The 19,402-nt window shown below is 58.3% G+C and carries 12 protein-coding genes; 5 read left to right on the forward strand and 7 right to left on the reverse strand.

All coding sequences use genetic code 11. The annotated features are described in order from the left end of the window. The coding region (locus tag ACP15P_RS22185; RefSeq protein WP_424928978.1) for a helix-turn-helix domain-containing protein at window positions 1-275 on the reverse strand (275 nt) is incomplete at its 3' end. 271 nt (window positions 276-546) lie between these two features. Here ACP15P_RS22185 and ACP15P_RS22190 point away from each other — a divergent pair. Both ACP15P_RS22190 and gloB read left to right on the forward strand, forming a co-directional pair. Continuing rightward, window positions 547-2,910 (forward strand): transporter substrate-binding domain-containing protein, encoded by a 2,364-nt coding sequence (locus tag ACP15P_RS22190; RefSeq protein ID WP_424930642.1) that lies wholly within the window; start codon window positions 547-549, stop codon window positions 2,908-2,910. A gap of 111 nt (window positions 2,911-3,021) precedes the next feature. Then, window positions 3,022-3,792, forward strand: a complete 771-nt coding sequence (gene gloB / locus ACP15P_RS22195; protein WP_424930643.1) for a hydroxyacylglutathione hydrolase — start codon at window positions 3,022-3,024, stop codon at window positions 3,790-3,792. A 16-nt stretch (window positions 3,793-3,808) separates the two neighbouring features. Here gloB and ACP15P_RS22200 read toward each other — a convergent pair whose 3' ends face one another. Next, on the reverse strand, window positions 3,809-5,161 hold the full coding sequence (locus ACP15P_RS22200) for an MATE family efflux transporter (protein ID WP_424930644.1): 1,353 nt from the start codon (window positions 5,159-5,161) through the stop codon (window positions 3,809-3,811). Window positions 5,162-5,411: 250 nt separating this feature from the next. On the opposite strand from ACP15P_RS22200, the gene ACP15P_RS22205 reads away from it, so the two are divergent. The 3 genes from ACP15P_RS22205 to ACP15P_RS22215 all read left to right on the forward strand — a co-directional run bounded on the left by ACP15P_RS22205 (window position 5,412) and on the right by ACP15P_RS22215 (window position 11,722). Further along, a complete protein-coding gene (locus ACP15P_RS22205) occupies window positions 5,412-7,571 on the forward strand; it encodes a malate synthase G (protein WP_424930645.1) in 2,160 nt (719 codons plus the stop codon). Between the two features lie 304 nt (window positions 7,572-7,875). Beyond that, the gene (locus ACP15P_RS22210; protein WP_424930646.1) at window positions 7,876-10,431 is read left to right on the forward strand and encodes a methyl-accepting chemotaxis protein; all 2,556 of its coding nucleotides are present in this window, start codon (window positions 7,876-7,878) and stop codon (window positions 10,429-10,431) included. Window positions 10,432-10,498: 67 nt separating this feature from the next. After that, complete coding sequence (locus ACP15P_RS22215) at window positions 10,499-11,722, forward strand: winged helix-turn-helix domain-containing protein (RefSeq protein WP_424930647.1); 1,224 nt, start codon at window positions 10,499-10,501, stop codon at window positions 11,720-11,722. Between the two features lie 28 nt (window positions 11,723-11,750). Here ACP15P_RS22215 and guaD read toward each other — a convergent pair whose 3' ends face one another. Genes guaD through xdhA form a run of 5 tightly spaced genes read right to left on the reverse strand, consistent with a single transcriptional unit; the run spans window position 11,751 to window position 19,371 of the window. Next, complete coding sequence (guaD, locus tag ACP15P_RS22220; RefSeq protein ID WP_424930648.1) at window positions 11,751-13,049, reverse strand: guanine deaminase; 1,299 nt, start codon at window positions 13,047-13,049, stop codon at window positions 11,751-11,753. A 55-nt stretch (window positions 13,050-13,104) separates the two neighbouring features. Further along, window positions 13,105-14,685 (reverse strand): xanthine/uracil/vitamin C permease, encoded by a 1,581-nt coding sequence (locus tag ACP15P_RS22225; protein ID WP_424930649.1) that lies wholly within the window; start codon window positions 14,683-14,685, stop codon window positions 13,105-13,107. 46 nt (window positions 14,686-14,731) lie between these two features. Then, window positions 14,732-15,568 carry a xanthine dehydrogenase accessory protein XdhC gene (gene xdhC, locus ACP15P_RS22230; protein ID WP_424930650.1) on the reverse strand — a complete coding sequence of 279 codons (837 nt, stop codon included), beginning with the start codon at window positions 15,566-15,568 and terminating at the stop codon, window positions 14,732-14,734. A 1-nt stretch (window position 15,569) separates the two neighbouring features. After that, window positions 15,570-17,891 carry a xanthine dehydrogenase molybdopterin binding subunit gene (xdhB, locus tag ACP15P_RS22235; RefSeq protein ID WP_424930651.1) on the reverse strand — a complete coding sequence of 774 codons (2,322 nt, stop codon included), beginning with the start codon at window positions 17,889-17,891 and terminating at the stop codon, window positions 15,570-15,572. Between the two features lie 16 nt (window positions 17,892-17,907). Then, window positions 17,908-19,371, reverse strand: a complete 1,464-nt coding sequence (gene xdhA, locus ACP15P_RS22240; RefSeq protein WP_424930652.1) for a xanthine dehydrogenase small subunit — start codon at window positions 19,369-19,371, stop codon at window positions 17,908-17,910. Window positions 19,372-19,402 lie beyond the last annotated feature (31 nt).

Raw genomic sequence — 19,402 nt, forward strand, 5'->3', positions numbered from 1 at the left:
TTACGCAGTTCCTCATAGATCCGGATGAGCGTCAGGCGTTCCCGCTTCGGCCGCCGGACGTTCTCGGCCAGCATCCCGTCCAACTCAGAACGCCAGGGATCAATCTTTGGGCGGGGCTGCGTCGTGCGGTCATAACTGAACTCGGTCGCACCGGATCGGATGACTCTACGCACCGTATTGCGGGATAACCGCAGTTCACGGCAAATCTGCTTGATCGACTTGCCTTCGATAAAATGCGCACGCCTGATCTTCGCGATCGTCTCCACAACCAACATCCCCTGACTGCTCCCCCATGCTTTTGAGGAAGCTTCTGAACAGATTTATAAGGGGGGTCACTTTTGGACGCCGATTACCCCAATATGAGGGTCAAAATTGCATGCCGTTTCACAAACGGTTTACGTCGTCTTCGTTGTCTGAAGAATGGAGAGCTCGACAACGCCCACCGGGACATCAATGACTATGATTAAGCAATCAATGGTTGTACGGTCCCATCCAGGTCATTTTTGAGCGGACAAACAGACCCGCTCATGTGACGTTGGAGGTTCGATGCGCCTGAAATTGAAAGCTGTTTTAATTCTTGGATTGGCAGCTCTATCCACTCTTCATGCGGGCAATTCCGCAGTCGCGCAGGACGGCGCGCAGCCACTCGTGGTGGGCTGGACGGAAATGGCGCCCTTCTTTGAGAGCGGGGACGACGGCGACGTGGACGGGTTTTCGGCAGAGGTCATTGAGCGCGTTGCCGAAATTGCCGACATTGAGATTTTATTTCAGCAGTTTTCCAATCTCAGCGAAATGCGTGCGGCCCAGGCTGAGGGAGCGACGGACATTCTCGCCGGTGTAGCACCGTCTCCGATGCTTGCGCCAGGCAGCCTCTATTCCGAGCGGGTGGCGGTGACCAATGTGCGGCTGTTCATGCGCACGGAAGAGGCGGACATCAGTCAGGATGATTTCACCGGCATGCGACTGGGGGTCGTGCCCCCCGCAGCGGGGTCCAACCCCTCGCCACTACTGGATCGCAATACTGCAGTGCGGATGCCCAATACCGCCACCCTTTTGATGCGTCTTTTGGACGGCGATATTGACGGCGCGCTGGTGACCGAGGTTTCCTTTTTCCGGCAGGCCCATGCAGCACAACTCGACCACAGGATTTCCGCTGTAGGCCCCCCGGTTGGTGCTTTTGACAGGGTGGTCGTGCTTCGCCGCGAACATGCCGACCTGTTGGGAACCATCAACGAGGCCGTAGCCGTAATGGAAGACAACGGGGACCTGGAAGCACTTCGCCAAAAATGGGGCGTCGTGCTGCCGCCTCCCGCGCCGGAGGTGCTGGTCGTTGGCGTAACGGATTTTCCGCCACTTCAGGTCGTGACGGAGGATGGCGAGTTCACCGGTTACGCAGTGGAAGCGGTCAGGGAACTGGCCCGACGTGCCGGGCAACCACTCAAATTTATTGAAATTTCTCCCGAGGAATGGGCGGCCGGACCACGACCGGGCGCGTACGACATGCTGCCCCAGTCTCCGGTGACCGATGCGCGCCGCGAACGGATGGATTTTTCGCTTCCAATTGAAATATTTACAACGTCAATCTTCATGCCGGCAAACAACTCCGACGGCATTGCCTCGCTCGCCGATCTGAGGGAGGCCGGACTTCGGGTTGCGGTCAGCTCCAACAGTGCCTCGCGCGGTTTTGTTGAGTCCGAAGCCGGCCTGAGTGTGGATCTCGTGCCGAACTCGAGAGCGGCTCTCGATGCTGTGCTTTCAGGTGATGCCGATGCGATGGTGGCGGCCAGTTCCGCCACGCATCGCATGATTGAGGAACGCGGCGCCGTTGGAAAGATCGTCGAAGTCCTTCCGCCCGTGTATGTCGCACCACGGGCGCCCGCACTGCGCCCAGGTCTCGGCACGGTACGCGAACAGTTCAACAGCCTGACGCCAGGGTTTCTCGCATCGGAACAGCACCGGTTTTTGGTGACCCGCTGGTATGGTGAGCCGATATTTTGGACGCAGGAACGCGTCAGGCTGGCAGTTGGCGGAATTCTGGCCGTCGTCGTAGGGGCAATTGTAGCGTTTTTGATGTGGCGCCAGAGGGTTCGTCAGAGACATTTCGCGGAAATCCAGGCCGCGAATGCCCAGCTTGAACGGCAAAACGCAAGGCTGGACGAACTCAATGCCGAACTCCTGCGGTCAAATGGCGAACTGGACAACTTTGCGTATGTCGCTTCACACGACCTGAAAGAACCACTCCGCGGTGTCACGATCAATGCAAACTTCCTGTTGCGTGAGGACCTTGGCGAAAGGGCACGTGACCGCGTCGAGCGGATGACTGAACTGTGTCAGCGAATGGAGCGGCTGATCTCCGATCTGCTGTTTTTCTCGCGGCTGTCGCAGAAGGATACCCAGCCCGAAGCCGTCGACGTCACTTCGGTTGTCGGAGAAATCCGCCGGAGCCTCGCGGAAACAATCTCCGAAAAAAACGGGGTACTGGAAATCGACGGCGATCTGCCCAAGGTCCTGGCACAGCCCACACGCATCGCGACGGTGTTTCAGAATCTCATCGTAAACGCCCTGAAATACAACGATTCCGGCGCACCGGCGGTGGAGGTGGGATTCACAGGAGAGGTGACCATTGGGGGTGTCCCCAAAAGGAACATGTTTTTCGTTCGCGATAACGGGATCGGCATAGAGGAAAAGTTCCACGATGAGGTGTTCCGAATTTTTCGCCGACTTAATTCCGACAAAGTTTACGGGTACGGTACCGGTGCAGGTCTGTCATTTGTGAAAAGGATTATAGAAGATTACGGTGGAGAGGTGACGTTCGTTTCGACACCCGGACAGGGCACGACGTTTTACTTTTCGCTGCCACTGGCGGATGAGGAAGCGACGGTATCGGGCGTGACGGCAATGGCGTCCTGACCCTTAGCCCGGTCGTTCATGACGGATCAATTAACTGCTGCCGATCGGCTCTTGCTTCCGGTCGGGTGTTAACAGCATCATCGCGCCAACCAGAATACAGGGGATAATTACATGCCGGTTCAGTTGCACCAGTATGCGCATCAGTCTGATAATTATGGCGTTCTCGTCCACGACGAGGAAACGGGGAAGACCGCCTGCATAGACGTTGGAGATCCCGCGGCACTGCGCCGTGCTTTGGACGTCACGGGGTGGGCGCTCGATCAGATTTGGATCACGCACCATCATGCGGATCACACCAACGGCCTTGAAGAGATCAAGGCGGAGACCGGGGCGGAGGTCACCGGGCCGGGGTATGACACTGGCAAAACAGTGCCCGGACTCGACCACAGGGTTGTGGAAGGTGACACCGTGGAACTCGGCGCCACGGTGTTTGAGGTTTTGCACACACCTGGGCACACCCTCGACATGCTGAACTACCACTGCGCCGCGGAAGGACTGCTTTTCTCCGGCGACACACTGTTCATGATGGGCTGCGGGCGCATTTTCGAGGGCACACCGGAAATGATGTGGGAAAGCCTGCAAAAACTGGCGGCGTTACCGGGCGATACGATGGTTTACTGCAGCCATGAATACACCGTGGCAAACGCCAAATTCGCCCTGTCGGTCGATCCGGACAATCAGGCCCTGATCGCACGCGCCGCCAAGGTCGAGGACATGCGCGTGAGGAAAAAGGCCACGGTTCCCGGCCTGTTGTCAGTTGAGTTTGAGACAAACCCGTTCCTGCGCGCATCAGATTCAGCCATCCGTGCGCACCTGGGCATGGTCGATGCGTCGGACGTGGAAGTCTTTACCGAGATCCGCAAGCGCAAGGATTCATTCTGAGGCGGGCTGCGACCGCTTATGCGATCCTGCGGGTTTTGCGGGGCAGTACCACAGCCCAGAACCGGTAGTTCAGCAGGATTGCGGCGCAAGACAGGCCAACGATCAGACCGATCCACACACCTGGCGTGCCCCAACCCACGAACCGGCTTAGGATGAGGCTGGTGGGACACCCCACCAGCCAGTACGACACGGCGGCAATCAACATGGGCGCACGTGCGTCCTGCAGACCACGCAGAAGCCCCATGGCGGTGGACTGAAAGGCATCCACAAGCTGAAACAAAGCGGCATAAACGAGCAGTAGAGAACCGGTCGCTATAATGGCCGGTCGTGCCGGCTCATCAGAAGCCAGAAACAGCCCCGTAAGCGGCTCAGGAAATTTGAGGAAAACCATACCCGCTAAAATGGCGAAACAAACCGCCATTGCCAGTATTACCCTGGCCCCGACCCGCAAACCATGCGCATCGCCGCTGCCAAAGGCCCTGCCCGATCGCACCGTCGCCACTCCGGAAAAGCCCATCTGGATCATGAATGTGATTGAGGCCAGCTGGATGGCAATGCCATGGGCCGCCAGATCCTTCAGGCCCACCCAGCCAACCATGACGGTGGAAGCCGCAAACAATCCCACCTGGGCCAACATGGTCAGACCGATAGGCCAACCCAGCCGAAAAACCCGGACAAACACGGGCCATTCGGGCCGCCAAAGGCGTGTGAACAGCGCATGCCGCTTCACAAACAAAGATATGTAAACCGTCAGAACAACCACGGAAATCATCTGTGTAGAGAGCGAGGCCACGGCCGCGCCCCGGATACCAAGCTCCGGCAGTCCCCAGTGACCGAAGATCAGGCAGTAATTGACGATGATATTCATGGGCACCGCAATCAGCCCACCCCAGAATAGAATGGCGGTGCGCTCCAGTGCGGACAGGTAGCTTTTCAGAACCATAATCAGAAGGGATGGAACCACGCCCAGCCCGGCAATGCGCAGGTACTGCTGCGCCAGATCAGCGACCTCCGGATCCTGGCCCAGGAACTTGAGGATGCTGCCTGAACACATGAACATTGGCAGCGTAATTACTGAGAACAGTAGGGAAATCCATATCCCCATTCGGGTGATGCGACGAACTCTAACATCGTTACCCGCGCCCGCTGCCTCAGCCACGAGTGGCATCACCGCGTTACCGAAACCCGTACCAAAAATGAAGATCACAAAGTAATAGGCTCCGGCCAACACGATCGCGGCCAAGGATTTGACGTCGTACCAGCCGACCATCACGGTGTCGGAAATTCCGATGGCGATCAGGGCGAGGTTGCTGCCAATAAGGGGAACACCAAGGGACGCGGCAGCCCCGGCATGGCCGCGGACCGTCATTGGACCGCTGTCGGCTTCCGTTTGGTCGGCGCGGACGGGACGGCCCTTGGCTGGCGTTGGTTCTGGCTGGTGCAATTCAGTTTCTGCTCACGGTTGCGCCGAATTCATTCATGCATTTCGTCCTGCCGTGCAACAATTAAGATTTTGGTCGGTTTTGTGGTATGGCAGATTCCGCTTGTTTCCCTCTGCCTGTCATGTGCAATTAAGTCGCAAGAGGCCACGGAAGGCAAAAATACGTCAGGACAGGCACATGACATCACGCACAAACCGTTTTGGATTGCAGGTGGATACGGCACTTGCTTCGTTCATTGAGGACAGGGCCATTCCCGGTACCGGCGTTGAGCCGGACGCCTTTTGGAAGGGCTTCGCCGACATGGTCGATGCACTGTCGCCCATCAACGCGCGCCTTCTGAAGACCCGCGAAACGACCCAAGCGAAAATTGATGCATGGCACCGGGACCGGAAGGACCTGGCGTTTGACGCGAAGGAATACCGGTCATTCCTCGAACATATCGGCTACATCGTCCCGGAATTCGGTGATTTCAAAATTGAAACGACGAATGTTGACCCCGAAATCGCGCTGATCCCCGGCCCGCAGCTTGTGGTCCCGGTGATGAATGCCCGCTACGCGCTGAATGCGGCGAACGCACGCTGGGGGTCCCTCTATGATGCGCTCTACGGCACGGATGCCATGGGTAGCGTGCCCATCCGCAAGGAATATGAGCCAAACCGTGGTGCACAGGTTATCGACTGGGCCAAGGCCTTTCTCGACGACGTACTGCCGCTGGCTCATGGTTCGTGGACCGGAGCGACCGGTCTTGTGATTGAGGGTGACAGCCTCGCGGTGTCGTCTGACAGCGGCCGCTCCGCATTGCGCGACGAAAACGCCTTCACGGGCTATACTGGCACGGCGGATGCACCGGAGAGCATTATCCTGAACAACAATGGTCTGCATGTGCGGATCATGCTGGACGCCACGAGCGAGATCGCAAAACAGGACTCCGCAGGGATTTCAGATATCGTTCTGGAGTCCGCCATGTCCACGATCATGGACTGTGAGGACTCGGTCGCAGCCGTGGACGCGGAAGACAAGGTCATCGCCTATGCCAACTGGCTCGGCCTCATGGTCGGCGATCTGTCCGAATCCGTAAATAAGGGCGCTCGCACCATTGAGCGGGTTCTTAACCCTGATATTGCCTATACCGCCGCGGATGGCAGTGCCGCGAGCCTTAAAGGCCGCTCGCTGATGCTGGTCCGCAATGTCGGACATCTGATGACCAATCCGGCCATTCTGGACCGCGACGGCGATGAGGTGCCCGAAGGGTTGATGGACGCGATGATCACCGTTCTTATCGCGATGCACGACCTTAACAAAACGGCCGGCATGCGGAACTCGGTCAAGGGCTCGGTCTACGTGGTAAAACCAAAGATGCACGGACCCGAGGAAGTGGTCTTTGCCGACCGGATCTTCACCGTTGTTGAGGAGGCCCTGGGCCTGCCGAAATACACTGTCAAACTCGGCATCATGGATGAGGAACGGCGCACATCCGCCAACCTGCGCGAGTGCATCCGGGCTGCAAAACACCGCGTCGCCTTCATCAACACCGGCTTCCTCGACCGGACGGGTGACGAGATCCACACCTCAATGGAGGCCGGCGCCTTCCTGCGCAAGGACGAGATCAAGACACAGCCCTGGATCAAGGCCTATGAGGACCGGAACGTCGATATCGGTCTGGCCTGCGGTCTTCAGGGCAAGGCACAAATTGGCAAGGGCATGTGGGCCATGCCGGATCTGATGAACGGAATGCTGGATCAGAAAATCGCGCATCCGCAATCAGGTGCCAACTGCGCGTGGGTACCCTCCCCAACCGCGGCGACCCTGCACGCGACCCACTACCATCGGGTCGACGTCATGGCCCGGCAGAATGAGATTGCCGCCGGTGGTCCGCGCGGCAAGCTCGAGGATCTGCTCACAATCCCTCTGGCACGTGGCCGAAACTGGTCGCAGGAGGAAATCCAGGCCGAAGTCGAGAACAACGCGCAGGGCATTTTGGGCTACGTGGTGCGGTGGATCGACCACGGCGTCGGCTGCTCCAAGGTTCCCGACATCAACAATGTCGGTCTCATGGAAGATCGCGCAACCTGCCGCATCAGTTCACAACACCTTGCCAACTGGCTTCATCATGGTGTCGTCACCGAGGCCGAAGTCCTCGCGGCCATGAAAAAGATGGCGGCGGTGGTCGATGAGCAGAACTCAGGTGATCCTGCGTATCAGAAAATGGGCCCCCATTTTGACGGCGTCGCATTCCGTGCGGCGGTTGACCTGGTAATTCGTGGGCGGGAACAGCCCTCGGGATACACGGAGCCCGTTCTGCACCGGCGCCGACAGGAACGGAAGGCTCTGGCCTGAGGGTTTCGATGAATTTAACCGCATCCGGATGGACCGGGTGCGGTTAAATAAAAAGTGTCACAAGTTTCCCTATAATTGAGGAAACAACTCAAACCCAACATTTACCACCATTTAAAACACCACACCTATCTTCCCGCGGGTCATTACCTCGAACCTGCCTGTCGATTGTGAAGTAGTAAGGTGTGTTGTTTTGTTTAGTCTTTCAAATACGAAAATCAGTCATAAACTTCCCGTGCTGATCGCAACGGTCGGCATTCTTTCAAGTCTTGCCGTCGGGATCATTGGATACCATCAGGTTTCGAAGATGGCTTCCCGGACCGCAATCGAACGCCTGAACGCGGTCTCAAAAGCCCGCGCAACCGAGTTCCGGCAGTACCTGTCATCTGTTGAAGACGACCTGCGGATCACGGCCAGCCGCGGAACGGTGATTGAAGCCACAAAAAATTTTTCCCGTCATTTCAGACGTCTCAGCGAACAGACCGATCCGACGAAAGCACTTCAGAAAACCTACATCACCGACAACCCACACCCTACCGGTGAAAAGCACCTGCTGGACGATCCCAAGGACTGGTCGCCATACAGCCGGGAACACGCCGCGATGCATCCCGAGATGCGCGGGTTGCTGGAGACACGTGGATATTACGACATCTTCCTCTTCGACCTCGAGGGCAACCTGGTCTATTCGGTCTTCAAGGAACTGGATTTCGCCACAAATTTCATCGGTGGGCCCTATGCGGATTCCGGGCTTGGGCGGGCGTTTCGCGCCGCGCTGGCCAATCCGGACCCAGGCAATCTGATTTTTGAGCCATTCTCCCCATATGAACCCAGCTACGGAGCGCCAGCAAGCTTCATTGCCGCACCCCTGGTTGAAGCTGACGGAAATCCGGTTGGCGTTCTGGCCTTCCAGATGGCCGCGGACCGCATCGAGGCAATTGTCGCCAATGAGGAAGGTCTCGGAGAAACCGGCCTTGCGATGCTGGTCGGGGATGACGGACTGCTGCATTCGTCCAGCCATATTCACGGCGTTGATCTGGAACTGTTGACGCCGGCCCCGGTGGTTGAGGGACTGCAGGCGGGCTTCGACGGCGAAGACGGGCATCTGCTGACCACATTCGAAAATGTGCCTGCCGTCGTCGGGTTCACAGCTGTGAACTTTCTCGAGTCCCGCTGGGTTCTGGCCGCGCTCCAGGGTGAGGCGGAGGTGATGGCGCCGGTCGTGGGGCTGGCCAAAACATTTGCACTGATTTGCGGATCGGTTCTGATTGTACTGCCTTTGGTTGGCTGGTTCAGCGCGCGTTGTATCACCAGGCCTCTGGGGGAACTCAACAGGGTTATCGCGTCGCTTGCCACCGGTGCAAAAATCGAAACCTCACGCGCGAACCGTGGCGACGAGATTGGCGAACTGTTCCGAATCGTAAGCGAAGTAAGCCGTCAGGGTCAGGAAGCCGGTCGGGTCCGGTCCTCCCTTGAAACCTGCGATGCGATGTTCCTGGTATCGGATACGGAGCACAAAATCACCTATGCCAACTACTCGATGCGCCGCTATGTGGAGAGCAACGGGGAAACGTTGAAGGAACGGCTCCGCGGATTGGACCCCGAGGCCATTGAGGGCGCGTCGATCAATGATTTTCACCCCGCATCGAAAAGCGGTTCGATCGAACTCCAGTTTGGGAACCTCACGGTGGTTTCCAAACGCAACCCCATTGTGGACCAGCAGGGACGGGTACTTGGGGACGTTGTAGAGTGGTACGACGCCACACTGGAAAAAGCGCTTCACCGCGATCTGGACCGTGTGGTTGGCGCCGCGGGCGAGGGTGATTTCTCGAAGCGCATGGCCATTGAGGATGCGGACGAACAGACCACGTCCATCGTCAACAGCGTGAACCAGCTGACCGGGATCGTTGACCGGGCAACCGGTGAACTGGGTTCAGTCCTGACCGCTCTGGCCGCCGGTGACCTGACCCGCAGAATGCACGGCGACTACAGCGGCCGTTTTGCGGAACTGGCCGAAAACGCCAATCACACGGCTGACAGAATCACGGAGGTTGTGGGGCGGATCCGTCATGCAACAGACGAGGTTGGAGTTGCCGCCAACGAGATCCTGCGCAACTCCGAAAACCTTTCCTCACGGACGGAGTCCTCGGCTGCCACTTTGGAGGAAACGGCAGCTGCGACTGAGGAGTTGGCGACAACTGTCGAAAACAACGCCCAAAAAGCAAAAAGCGCCTGTGAACGCGCCGCCTCGGCAAACTCGACGGGAGCTGCGGCAAGTGACGTGGTCACGCGGGCGGTTGATGCCATGTCGGATATTGAGAAATCCTCCCAAAAGATGTCCAACATCATCAACGTGATTGAGGAGATTGCGTTTCAGACCAACCTTCTGGCGCTCAACGCTTCGGTGGAGGCGGCACGGGCAGGTGAGGCTGGCAAGGGGTTTGCAGTCGTCGCATCAGAAGTAAGGTCCCTGGCGCAAAGATCGTCAGACTCCGCAGAGGACATCAAACGGCTGATTTCGAATTCCAGCTCGCAGGTCGGCAACGGCGCTGAACTTGTGAAGGGAGCAGGATCGCAACTGGGGCTGATCGTGGAGACGATCTCTGAAATGGTTGACAGCCTCAACCAGATTTCCACCGCCTCCGGCGAGCAGTCCATCGGAATTGGCGAGATCAACTCCGCAGTGGGTTCGATGGACAAGGTCACGCAACAAAACACTCAGATAGCTGAGGAAAACACCAGCGCGGCACGCAATCTGACGCGCCAGTCGGCAGTGCTTCTCGAGGCGGTTGGGTTTTTCCGAGTCGAAGGCTCCGTGGAATCCGAGTTGCGTAGCGATGCCGGGGATCGTGACGTGGCGGCCTGATACGGGGCCGCAGTGCAGGGCTTGAATTCGGATTGAAGCCGAGGGCCCACGGCCCTACCCTTCCGGCATGAATAAAACCCGGTTCTCCACCATTCCGCGCATTTCAAACGTTGTCGCACGCCGGATCTTCCTTGACCGTCACGCCCTGGCCGAGGCTCCGGTTGGGTCGGCGAAGGGGCCGGACCTGTTGAATTTGATCGAACGGATCGGGTTTGTGCAGGTCGACAGCATCAACACGGTTTCCCGGGCCCATCACAAAATCATTTTCGCGCGAAGACAGTCCTACAAACAGGGGAATCTGGCGCCGCTTCTGGAGCGGGATCACAGTCTCTTCGAACACTGGACGCATGATGCTTCAATCATTCCAACGAAGTTTTTTCCGTACTGGCGGCTGAGGTTTGAGAGGGACCGGGAAAGATTGCGTCGGAACTGGCAGGCAGGACGGCGGGCGGGATTCGAAGCAAAGTTCGATGAAATCCTGAAACACGTGTCCGACCACGGACCAGTAACGTCGGGAGAGGTGGGCGCCGGCGAAAAGCGGGGGTCCGGTGGCTGGTGGGACTGGCATCCCACGAAAACCGCGCTTGAATACCTTTGGCGCACCGGGGCTCTTTCGGTCACGCGGAGAGAAGGCTTTCGCAAGTTATATGACCTCACCGAACGCGTGGTCCCATCCGCCCACCTGCGACCGCAACCAACAGAAGAACAGACAATCGACTGGGCCTGTAATTCGGCGCTGAACCGCCTGGGCTTTGCGACGTCCGGGGAAATCGCCGCGTTCTGGGATCTCGTGCGACCCGCCGAGGCAAAAGCCTGGTGCGACCGGGCCGTTCGGTCCGGCGAAATCATTCCGGTTGAGATCGGCACCGCAGAGGAGGGCTGCTACCGGTTGACATATGCCCGCCCGGACCTGCTGGAATTGGAGGAGCACGCTCCCTGTCCAACAACACGGCTGCGCGTTCTGAGCCCGTTTGACCCGGCCCTGCGGGACAGGAAGCGGACTGAGAGGCTCTTTGGCTTTCACTACCGTATCGAGGTGTTTGTCCCAGCCCCGAAGCGGCGCTACGGGTATTACGTCTTCCCGGTTCTGGAGGGCGACCGTTTGATCGGACGCGTGGACATGAAATGTCACCGCAGCGACGGGAGACTGCATGTGAACGGTGTCTGGCCCGAGCCCGGGATCCGCTTTGGTAAGGGCCGGTTACGACGGTTGGAAGCGGAACTCTCGCGGATCGCAAAATTCGCCGGCAGCACGAAGGTCACGTGGGAGACGGGTTGGCTTAAAGCCTGACGCGCCCACCACTGGATTTAAGATTCTGTTAACCCACGTTTTTCTGAGGCTTTCCAGCAACATAGGTTTGGGCGATGGCCCGGTCATCGCCCATAATCTGGAGAATAAAAAGTTCCTCAGCCAGAGTTTCAGCCTTTTCCATGCGGAGGGCCATTGAGGACGTGGCGCGGGCGTCGAGTACGACAATGTCGGCTTCGGTTCCGGCGTCCAGGGTTCCAATTTTGTCATCCAACTCCAGAACTTCGGCATTACCGCGCGTGATCCAGTGAAAGGCTTTCAGGGGATGCATTTTCTGGCCCTGAAGCTGGAGGATCTTGTATCCCTCATTCAGGGTCTGAAGCATCGAGTAACTCGTTCCACCGCCAATGTCCGTAGCGATTGCATTGGTGATGCCGCGCGCGCGGAGGCCGGCGTCGTCAAACAGGCCACTGCCAAGGAAGAGGTTTGAGGTGGGGCAAAACACTGGATGTGAACCGCTCTCGGCAATGGCTGCAATCTCACGCTCCTTCAGATGAATGGAATGACCCAGCAGAATTTTGGGGCCAAGCAAACCACGGGACTCGTAGACGTCGAGATAGTCACGGGCCTCCGGGTAAAGCTCGGCGGTGAAGGCTATCTCGGCGTGGTTTTCGGAAAGATGGGTTTGAATGTGACAGTCGGGATGTTCAGCGGCGAGGGTCCCGGTGACATCCATCTGTTCCGGTGACGAGGTTATGGCGAAACGCGGCGTGATGGCGTAGAGCGCCCTGCCCCGGCCGTGCCATTTTGAGATCAGCGACTTGGTGTCGTCATAGCCGGATTGCGGCGTATCGCGCAGGCCATCGGGAGCGTTGCGGTCCATTAAAACCTTGCCGCCGATCATGCGCATGTTGCGTCGTTCGGCCTCCGTGAAATAGGCCTCGGCGGATTCCCGGTGGACGGAGCAGTAGGCAACGGCGGTGGTGGTGCCGTGGGCGGTCAGTTCGTCAAAGAAATGCGTCGCCATGCGGGCGGAATGCGCAGCATCCACGTATTCGCATTCAGCCGGGAAGGTGTAATTGTTCAGCCAGTCGAGAAGCTGCGCACCCCAGGAGGCGATCACCTGGGTTTGTGGGAAGTGTAGATGGGAGTCGATGAAACCGGCCATCAGGAGATGCGGTCGATGGTCCACCGTCTCCGCGTCGTCATCGGCGGCAGCGAGTTTCGCGTGGTCATCCACGGCCTCAATCATGCCATCGCGGATCAGTATGGCGCCGTCCTCGATATACCGGTAGCAGGCGGTATCGTCCGGACCCTGCGGTTCGGAGATGAAGCTCAGTACGCGGCCGCGCAGCAGCAGTTTTGTCATCTTGTTTTTCCCGAGTGGTCAGGCGGCCCCCGATGGGCCACCCGACGGTTTTTGTCTAGCGTGACGCGGGGACCGGTTCATCAAGAACCGCGTTTTCGTTCGAGAGTTGACCATCCCGAATGAACAACGGGTAGATGAACAGAAACGCAGCGGTGATCAGGTACCCGATTACAATGCCGGAGATTTGCGGGAACTGAAGTGTTCCGGCGTGAATAATGCCGATGGACGACATCACTGCGGCGGCGATGGAAAATCCGGCGGCGTTTTTGAAGTTGCCGTCTATGATGCTGGCGGCGGTCGCGCCCCAGATCAGGCCGGTGATGATTGCCCCCTGTGCCAGTGCCAGATGCCCCTCATAATGTGCACCCTGTTGCAGGAGAGCGGCCGTCAGCGCCTCGTCACCCAACCCAGGCAAACCCTCAACCCCCATCGAGCCAACCGCATTCAGGAGCGAGCCCCATTTGGTGATGAGGAAGTTCGAGACGTGCGGAAGCATGGCAATTGTGACTGCGGCCATATGCTCCGGTTTGACACTGTGGGCCGTGTTGGTGATGAGGCTGATGGCCACAAAGACCAAGACCGGCGCGGCGGCAGCCACGGGGATCAGGTTATTGAGGAATGCAAGGAACCCAAAAAAGGCCGCGAACGGGATGACGATGGCGACGCCAATGATGTAGCCCGCATGTGCCTCCATCCGCTTATAGGCTGGATGTCCGATATAGACCGTGGTCGGAAACGGGGAACCGAATAGAGCGCCGATCATGGTTCCTACGCCATCAGTCACCTGACAGGTCGCCACGGGATAGTGGTCGCCTGCGGCCTCGGCAGATTCCACGTTGTTCATGGTCTCGATGAAATTGTAGATCTGCACCGGCACCAGAACGAGAAAGAGTTCGGGGTTGGCGAATAGGTGCTGGATACCCACCATCAGATCACCAAAATACGGGATCGGCGGATAGAATCCCACACCATCGAAACTGATTGAGGCGTGACCGGATGCCAGTGCGACAATCGTTCCGAGCAGCAGGGCCAGAAGGCCGGCAGGGATGTTAAACGGCAGGCGAAAGCGGCCCACGAGACCCCAGAGGATAATCGCCATGGAGGCAAAACCGATGATGGGATCCTCAAATACGGTTGCGAGTGGAACCGAGCCGATGAACACCAGTGCAATGCCACAGAGCGTACCCAACATGCCCGCGCGCGGTGTTACCTTTTTCAGGAACGGACCAACAATCGCACCAAGAGCAGCCACGATACCGCCCATGAAACCGGCGCCGATGCCAACCTGCCAGGCAAGCATTGCGTCATTGGTCGACCAGTAAATCGGACCGATGACGCCGAACAGGTAGACAAACATCACCGGGGTGCTGATCCCATATGGCAGCGCGGTGACGTCACGGCCGGTCTTGTTGGCAATGTGTTTCGCCATCAGGACGTAAACGGCGATGCCCGCGATGATGGCAAGAGCGGCACCGGGCACGATGCGGCCGAAGACGATTTCCGGTGGCATTTGAAACACAAACTGACAAACCCCGGCGAGGACCATGAGGTTGATGAGGTTGTCAGTGAACAGCGCCCAGAAGGCGCTGAAGTCGTTATGTACGACCAGCCGGTATCGGTACGAGCTTTCACTCATCCCTGTTCTCCTTTGTTGGTTCCTTATGGTTATGACGCGCGTTAGTTCACGCGTTCTTTTTGATTTTATTCTGTTTTTCTGAGGTATTGGTGGTGAGCGCGGCAACAACCTCCGCGGCCACGAAAGCGGCAATGACTTCCGGACGCTTGTCAGCGCTGCCCTGAGAACCGATCGGACAAATGAGGTCGTCAAGCAGGAGATCAGGGTGTTCAGACCGACACCAGGACCGGAACGAGGCCCGTTTGGTGGTGGAACCGATCATGCCGACATAGACGGCATCACCACGCGCCAGAGCCTCGGAAGTCAACAGGAAATCCAGCGCATGGTCGTGGGTGAGAACGACGTAGGCGCTGCCGGTCGGTGCATTGGTGATCTCCATTTCAGGGATCGCACTGAGGCGCGTTTCACATCCATCGGCCGCGCGTTCGAGCTCAATCGCACGGCTGTCTATCAGGATCGCCCGAACCGGCAGAGGTTCCAGTGCGCGGGCAAGAGCGCGGCCCACGTGGCCCGCGCCGAGGATCAGGACGTTGGGAAGTTGGGCGCGCGCGGCCTCTTCACGGTTGAGCGCGTCGCTACGGTCCAATGCATCCATTAACTTGAGCGACAAGGTCACATGGCCTCCGCAGCACTGGCCGATTTCCGGCCCGAGAGGAACCTCCATCCGTCCAGCGATTGCGCCCTGCGCGATAAATTTGCGGGCATGGTCGATGGCCATGTACTCCAGCTGACCGCCGCCTATGGTGCCCCAAATGGCGGTATCAGTGACGAGCATCTCCGCACCGGCCTCACGCGGGCTGGACCCCCTGACCGTTTCCAAAACGACCCGGACGATTTGATCGTGCCGGTCGAGAAATTCCCCGAGTGAGCGACACGCGGCCATGTCAGGCGGTCCCTTCCCGAAGCCGCTCGACCGCCATCAATACCCGCTCCGGAGTGGCCGGGGCATCCAGACGCGGGCATTCGCGATAATCGGCCACACTGGCAACGGCCATGGAGAGTGCCTCAAAGACGGAAATACCGAGCATGAACGGAGGCTCGCCCACTGCCTTTGAGCGTTTGATGGTGGGCTTGTGGTTCTCGGACCAGTCAACCAGGCGGACGTTGAATTCCCGTGGACGGTCGGACGCCAGGGGGATTTTGTAGGTGGACGGCGCATGGGTACGAAGCTGCCCCCTGTCATCCCACCAGAGTTCCTCGGTCGTCAGCCAACCCATTCCCTGAATGAATGCACCCTCGACCTGGCCGAGGTCCAAAGCAGGATTCAGGGACCGGCCAACATCGTGGAGGATGTCGGTGCGTTCGACCTGGTTTTCGCCGGTCAAAGTGTCGACTGACACCTCCGAGACGGCAGCGCCGTAGGCGTAATAATAGAACGGGTGTCCCGTACCAGTATCGCGGTCCCAGTGAATTTCCGGGGTTTTGTAGAAGCCGGTGGCGGACATCTGAACGCGGGCAAAGTAAGCCTTGTTCACGAATTCGGCGAAGGTGAACTGCTCCGATCCAACCTGAACGGTGTTCGGTAAAAAGGCGACCTCGCCAGCGGTTACGCCCCATTCCTCCACCGCGAACTGAACCAGACGTTCTTTGATTGTCTCTGCTGCATTTAGTGCGGCCATGCCGTTGAGATCCGCCCCGGAGGAGGCGGCGGTGGCGGAAGTGTTTGGCACCTTCTCGGTGGTGGTCTGCGTGATTTTGATCGTACCCACGTCAACCTGGAAAGCGTCGGCAACCACCTGTGAAACTTTGGTATTCAGGCCCTGACCCATTTCGATACCGCCGTGGTTCAGATGAATCGAACCGTCGCTGTAGACATGGATCAGCGCACCGGCCTGGTTGTACCAGGTTGCGGTGAAGGATATGCCGAATTTGACGGGGGTCAATGCAATACCCTTGCGGATGATGCCGCCCCTGGCGTTGTAGTCGAGCACGGACTGGCGGCGTGTGGCGTAATCGGAACTCCCCTCAAGCTCCTGAACAAGCTCTGAAATAATGCAATCGCCCACCGTCTGGTGGTAGGGAGTCACGTTGCGGTCGGTCTTGCCGTAGAAATTTGCCTTCCGGATTTCGAGGCTGTCCTTGCCAAGGAAATATCCGATTTCCTCCATGATCCGTTCCGCGATGATTACGCCCTGTGGTCCGCCAAAACCGCGAAATGCAGTGTTGGAAACCGTATTTGTCTTCATCGGCCGGGAGCGGAGCAGAACATTGGGGTAATAATAGGCGTTATCCGCATGAAAAAGAGCGCGGTCAGTCACGGGACCGGAGAGATCAGAGGAATAACCGCAACGGGCCATGAAGTTGCCCTGCATCCCCTGAATGACGCCATTTCCGTCAAAAGAAACGTCGTAATCCACAACGAAATCATGCCGTTTTCCGGTGGAGCTCATGTCATCGTCGCGGTCGGGCCGAATTTTGACAGCGCGATTGAGCTTTTTGGCAGCCACGGCGGCGAGCGCCGCGAACTGGTTCATCTGGGTTTCCTTGCCGCCGAAGCCGCCACCGCACCGACGCACGTTCACGACGACGGCATTGGATTGCACGCCAAGCACGTGCGCGACCATGTGCTGGACCTCAGTCGGATTTTGCGTGGAGGAATATATGATTACGTCCTCATCCTCACCCGGCATGGCGAAAGCAATATGGCCCTCGAGATAGAGGTGATCCTGACCGCCGACCGTCATGCGACCGGTGATGCGGTGCTCGGCTCCGGCCAGGGCCGCCTCGGCGTCACCGTTTTTCAATTGAAGTGGCGCGGTGACGTGTGGGTAGTCGGCCTCAATAGCTGCGACGGGATCGAGGGCGTGGGGCAGTTCCTCGTAGCTGATACGGGCAAGTTCCGCGGCCCGGCGGGCGGCATCGCGGCTGGTCGCGATCACACAGAATATGGCCTGCCCCCAGAATTCCACACGATCCTTCGCTAGAACCGGTTCGTCGTGGAGATGGGTGGGGCTGACATCGTTGCTTCCGGGCATGTCATCCGCCAGCAATACGTCCACAACGCCGGGCGCACTGCGGACATCGTCCAGATCAATGGCCGTGATGCGGGCGTGCGCAACGTCAGAGATACCGAGATAGCCGTGCAGCGTACCGATCGGTTCAGGGATGTCATCCGTGTAACCGGCACGCCCCGTGACGTGCTTTACTGCGGATTCGTGGTGGAGGTCGGTACCGGTGGAACCGTGAATTGAAACCGTATCCTTCATGATGCTCTCCCCCTTTTCACGCCTGTATCAGGCGGACGGGTTCCGCCTGGTCACTGTTTTCGAGATAGAACCTGCGGAACAGGTTCTGCGCCACCCGCAGCCGGTAATCCGCGCTGGCACGCCAATCGGTAAGCGGTGTGAAATCCTCCCCCAGAATCCTGGCGGCTTCGACGAAGGAAGCCTCGCTCCAGACCTTTCCGATCAATCGCAGTTCCGCATTGCTGGCCCGTTTGGGCGTTGCGGCCATGCCACCAAATGCAATGCGGGCGTGGATAATCCGTCCATCCACGACCATGACGTTGAACGCGGCGCAGACGGAAGAGATATCCTCATCGCGGCGCTTGGAAATTTTGTAGGCCGCATGAACGGTTCCCTGTTCGCAGGTAGGAATATCGATCCATGCGACAAACTCACCAGGTTTGCGGTCCTGTTTCCCGTAGTCGATAAAGTAGTCCTCAATCGGCAGGGTACGGGTGCCTTTCCTGGATTGCAGCGTAACCTGCGCGCCAAGCGCGATCAGGACGGGTGGCGTGTCTCCAATGGGCGAGCCGTTTGCGACATTGCCGCCGACCGTGCCCATATTGCGGACCTGCCAACCGGCGATGCGTTTCCAGAATTCGACCAGGTGGGGAAAATTCTCACCAAGGACGTCCTCGCATTCCGAGTAGGTAACACCCGCGCCAATCCTGATACGATTGTCAGTGCAGTCGATCTGTTTAAGGTCGCTCAGGTTGCCAATGAAAACCGCAGGGGAAATGTCGCGCAGGAATTTCGTCACCCAAAGCCCGACATCAGTGGCCCCGGCGACGACTGTGGCCTTCGGGTGTTCCGCAAGAACGGCGGCGAGGTCGGCTGCATTTGCCGGGATAATTGCCCGGTCAGCGCCGCGGGCGACTTCTACGCGTTTGCCGTCATTGATGGACGCGAGACGTTTTACCATCATCTCGCGTTCGGTGTTCAGCCAGTCAGAACCGGGGTTGCCATGCTCGGAAATTGCAAGCGCGGCGCGGATGATGGGGGCATATCCCGTACAACGGCAAAGGTTGCCCTGCAGCGCCGTCTCAATCTGGCACACTGACGGATTGGGCGCCTCCATCCACAGAGCGTAAAGTGACATCACAAACCCAGGCGTACAGAATCCGCATTGGCTGCCATGATGCTCAACCATTGCCTGTTGGACGGGGTGCAGTTGCCCGTCGACGCCGGAAAGATGTTCGACGGTCACCACATGACATCCGTCAAGCGACGCGAGGAAACGGATACATGCGTTCACGGTTTCATACCGGATGCCCTCACCCACCAGGCGTCCGACGAGAACGGTACAGGCTCCGCAATCACCTTCGGCGCAGCCTTCCTTGGTTCCGGTCAGGCGTCGGTCGATGCGCAGGAAATCAAGAAGTGTATCCGAGGCCGCAACATCCGACAGGCTCACGTCCCCACCGTTCAGAACAAACCGGATTTCTTTTCTGATATCGCCCATTCCTTGCACACTCCCGCTTGGTACATTTCGT

It is taken from the genome of Amaricoccus tamworthensis (assembly GCF_049800875.1).
Taxonomy (GTDB): domain Bacteria; phylum Pseudomonadota; class Alphaproteobacteria; order Rhodobacterales; family Rhodobacteraceae; genus Amaricoccus; species Amaricoccus tamworthensis.

Excerpts from the sequence above, each read along its gene's own strand:
- ACP15P_RS22210 (WP_424930646.1), top strand. The coding sequence starts at position 7,876 with ATGGCTTCCCGGACCGCAATCGAACGCCTGAACGCGGTCTCAAAAGCC.
- xdhC (WP_424930650.1), bottom strand. The coding sequence starts at position 15,568 with ATGGCCGCGTGTCGCTCACTCGGGGAATTTCTCGACCGGCACGATCAA.
- ACP15P_RS22190 (WP_424930642.1), top strand. The coding sequence starts at position 547 with ATGCGCCTGAAATTGAAAGCTGTTTTAATTCTTGGATTGGCAGCTCTA.
- guaD (WP_424930648.1), bottom strand. The coding sequence starts at position 13,049 with ATGACAAAACTGCTGCTGCGCGGCCGCGTACTGAGCTTCATCTCCGAA.
- xdhB (WP_424930651.1), bottom strand. The coding sequence starts at position 17,891 with ATGAAGGATACGGTTTCAATTCACGGTTCCACCGGTACCGACCTCCAC.
- ACP15P_RS22200 (WP_424930644.1), bottom strand. The coding sequence starts at position 5,161 with ATGACGGTCCGCGGCCATGCCGGGGCTGCCGCGTCCCTTGGTGTTCCC.
- ACP15P_RS22205 (WP_424930645.1), top strand. The coding sequence starts at position 5,412 with ATGACATCACGCACAAACCGTTTTGGATTGCAGGTGGATACGGCACTT.
- xdhA (WP_424930652.1), bottom strand. The coding sequence starts at position 19,371 with ATGGGCGATATCAGAAAAGAAATCCGGTTTGTTCTGAACGGTGGGGAC.
- ACP15P_RS22225 (WP_424930649.1), bottom strand. The coding sequence starts at position 14,685 with ATGAGTGAAAGCTCGTACCGATACCGGCTGGTCGTACATAACGACTTC.
- ACP15P_RS22215 (WP_424930647.1), top strand. The coding sequence starts at position 10,499 with ATGAATAAAACCCGGTTCTCCACCATTCCGCGCATTTCAAACGTTGTC.
- gloB (WP_424930643.1), top strand. The coding sequence starts at position 3,022 with ATGCCGGTTCAGTTGCACCAGTATGCGCATCAGTCTGATAATTATGGC.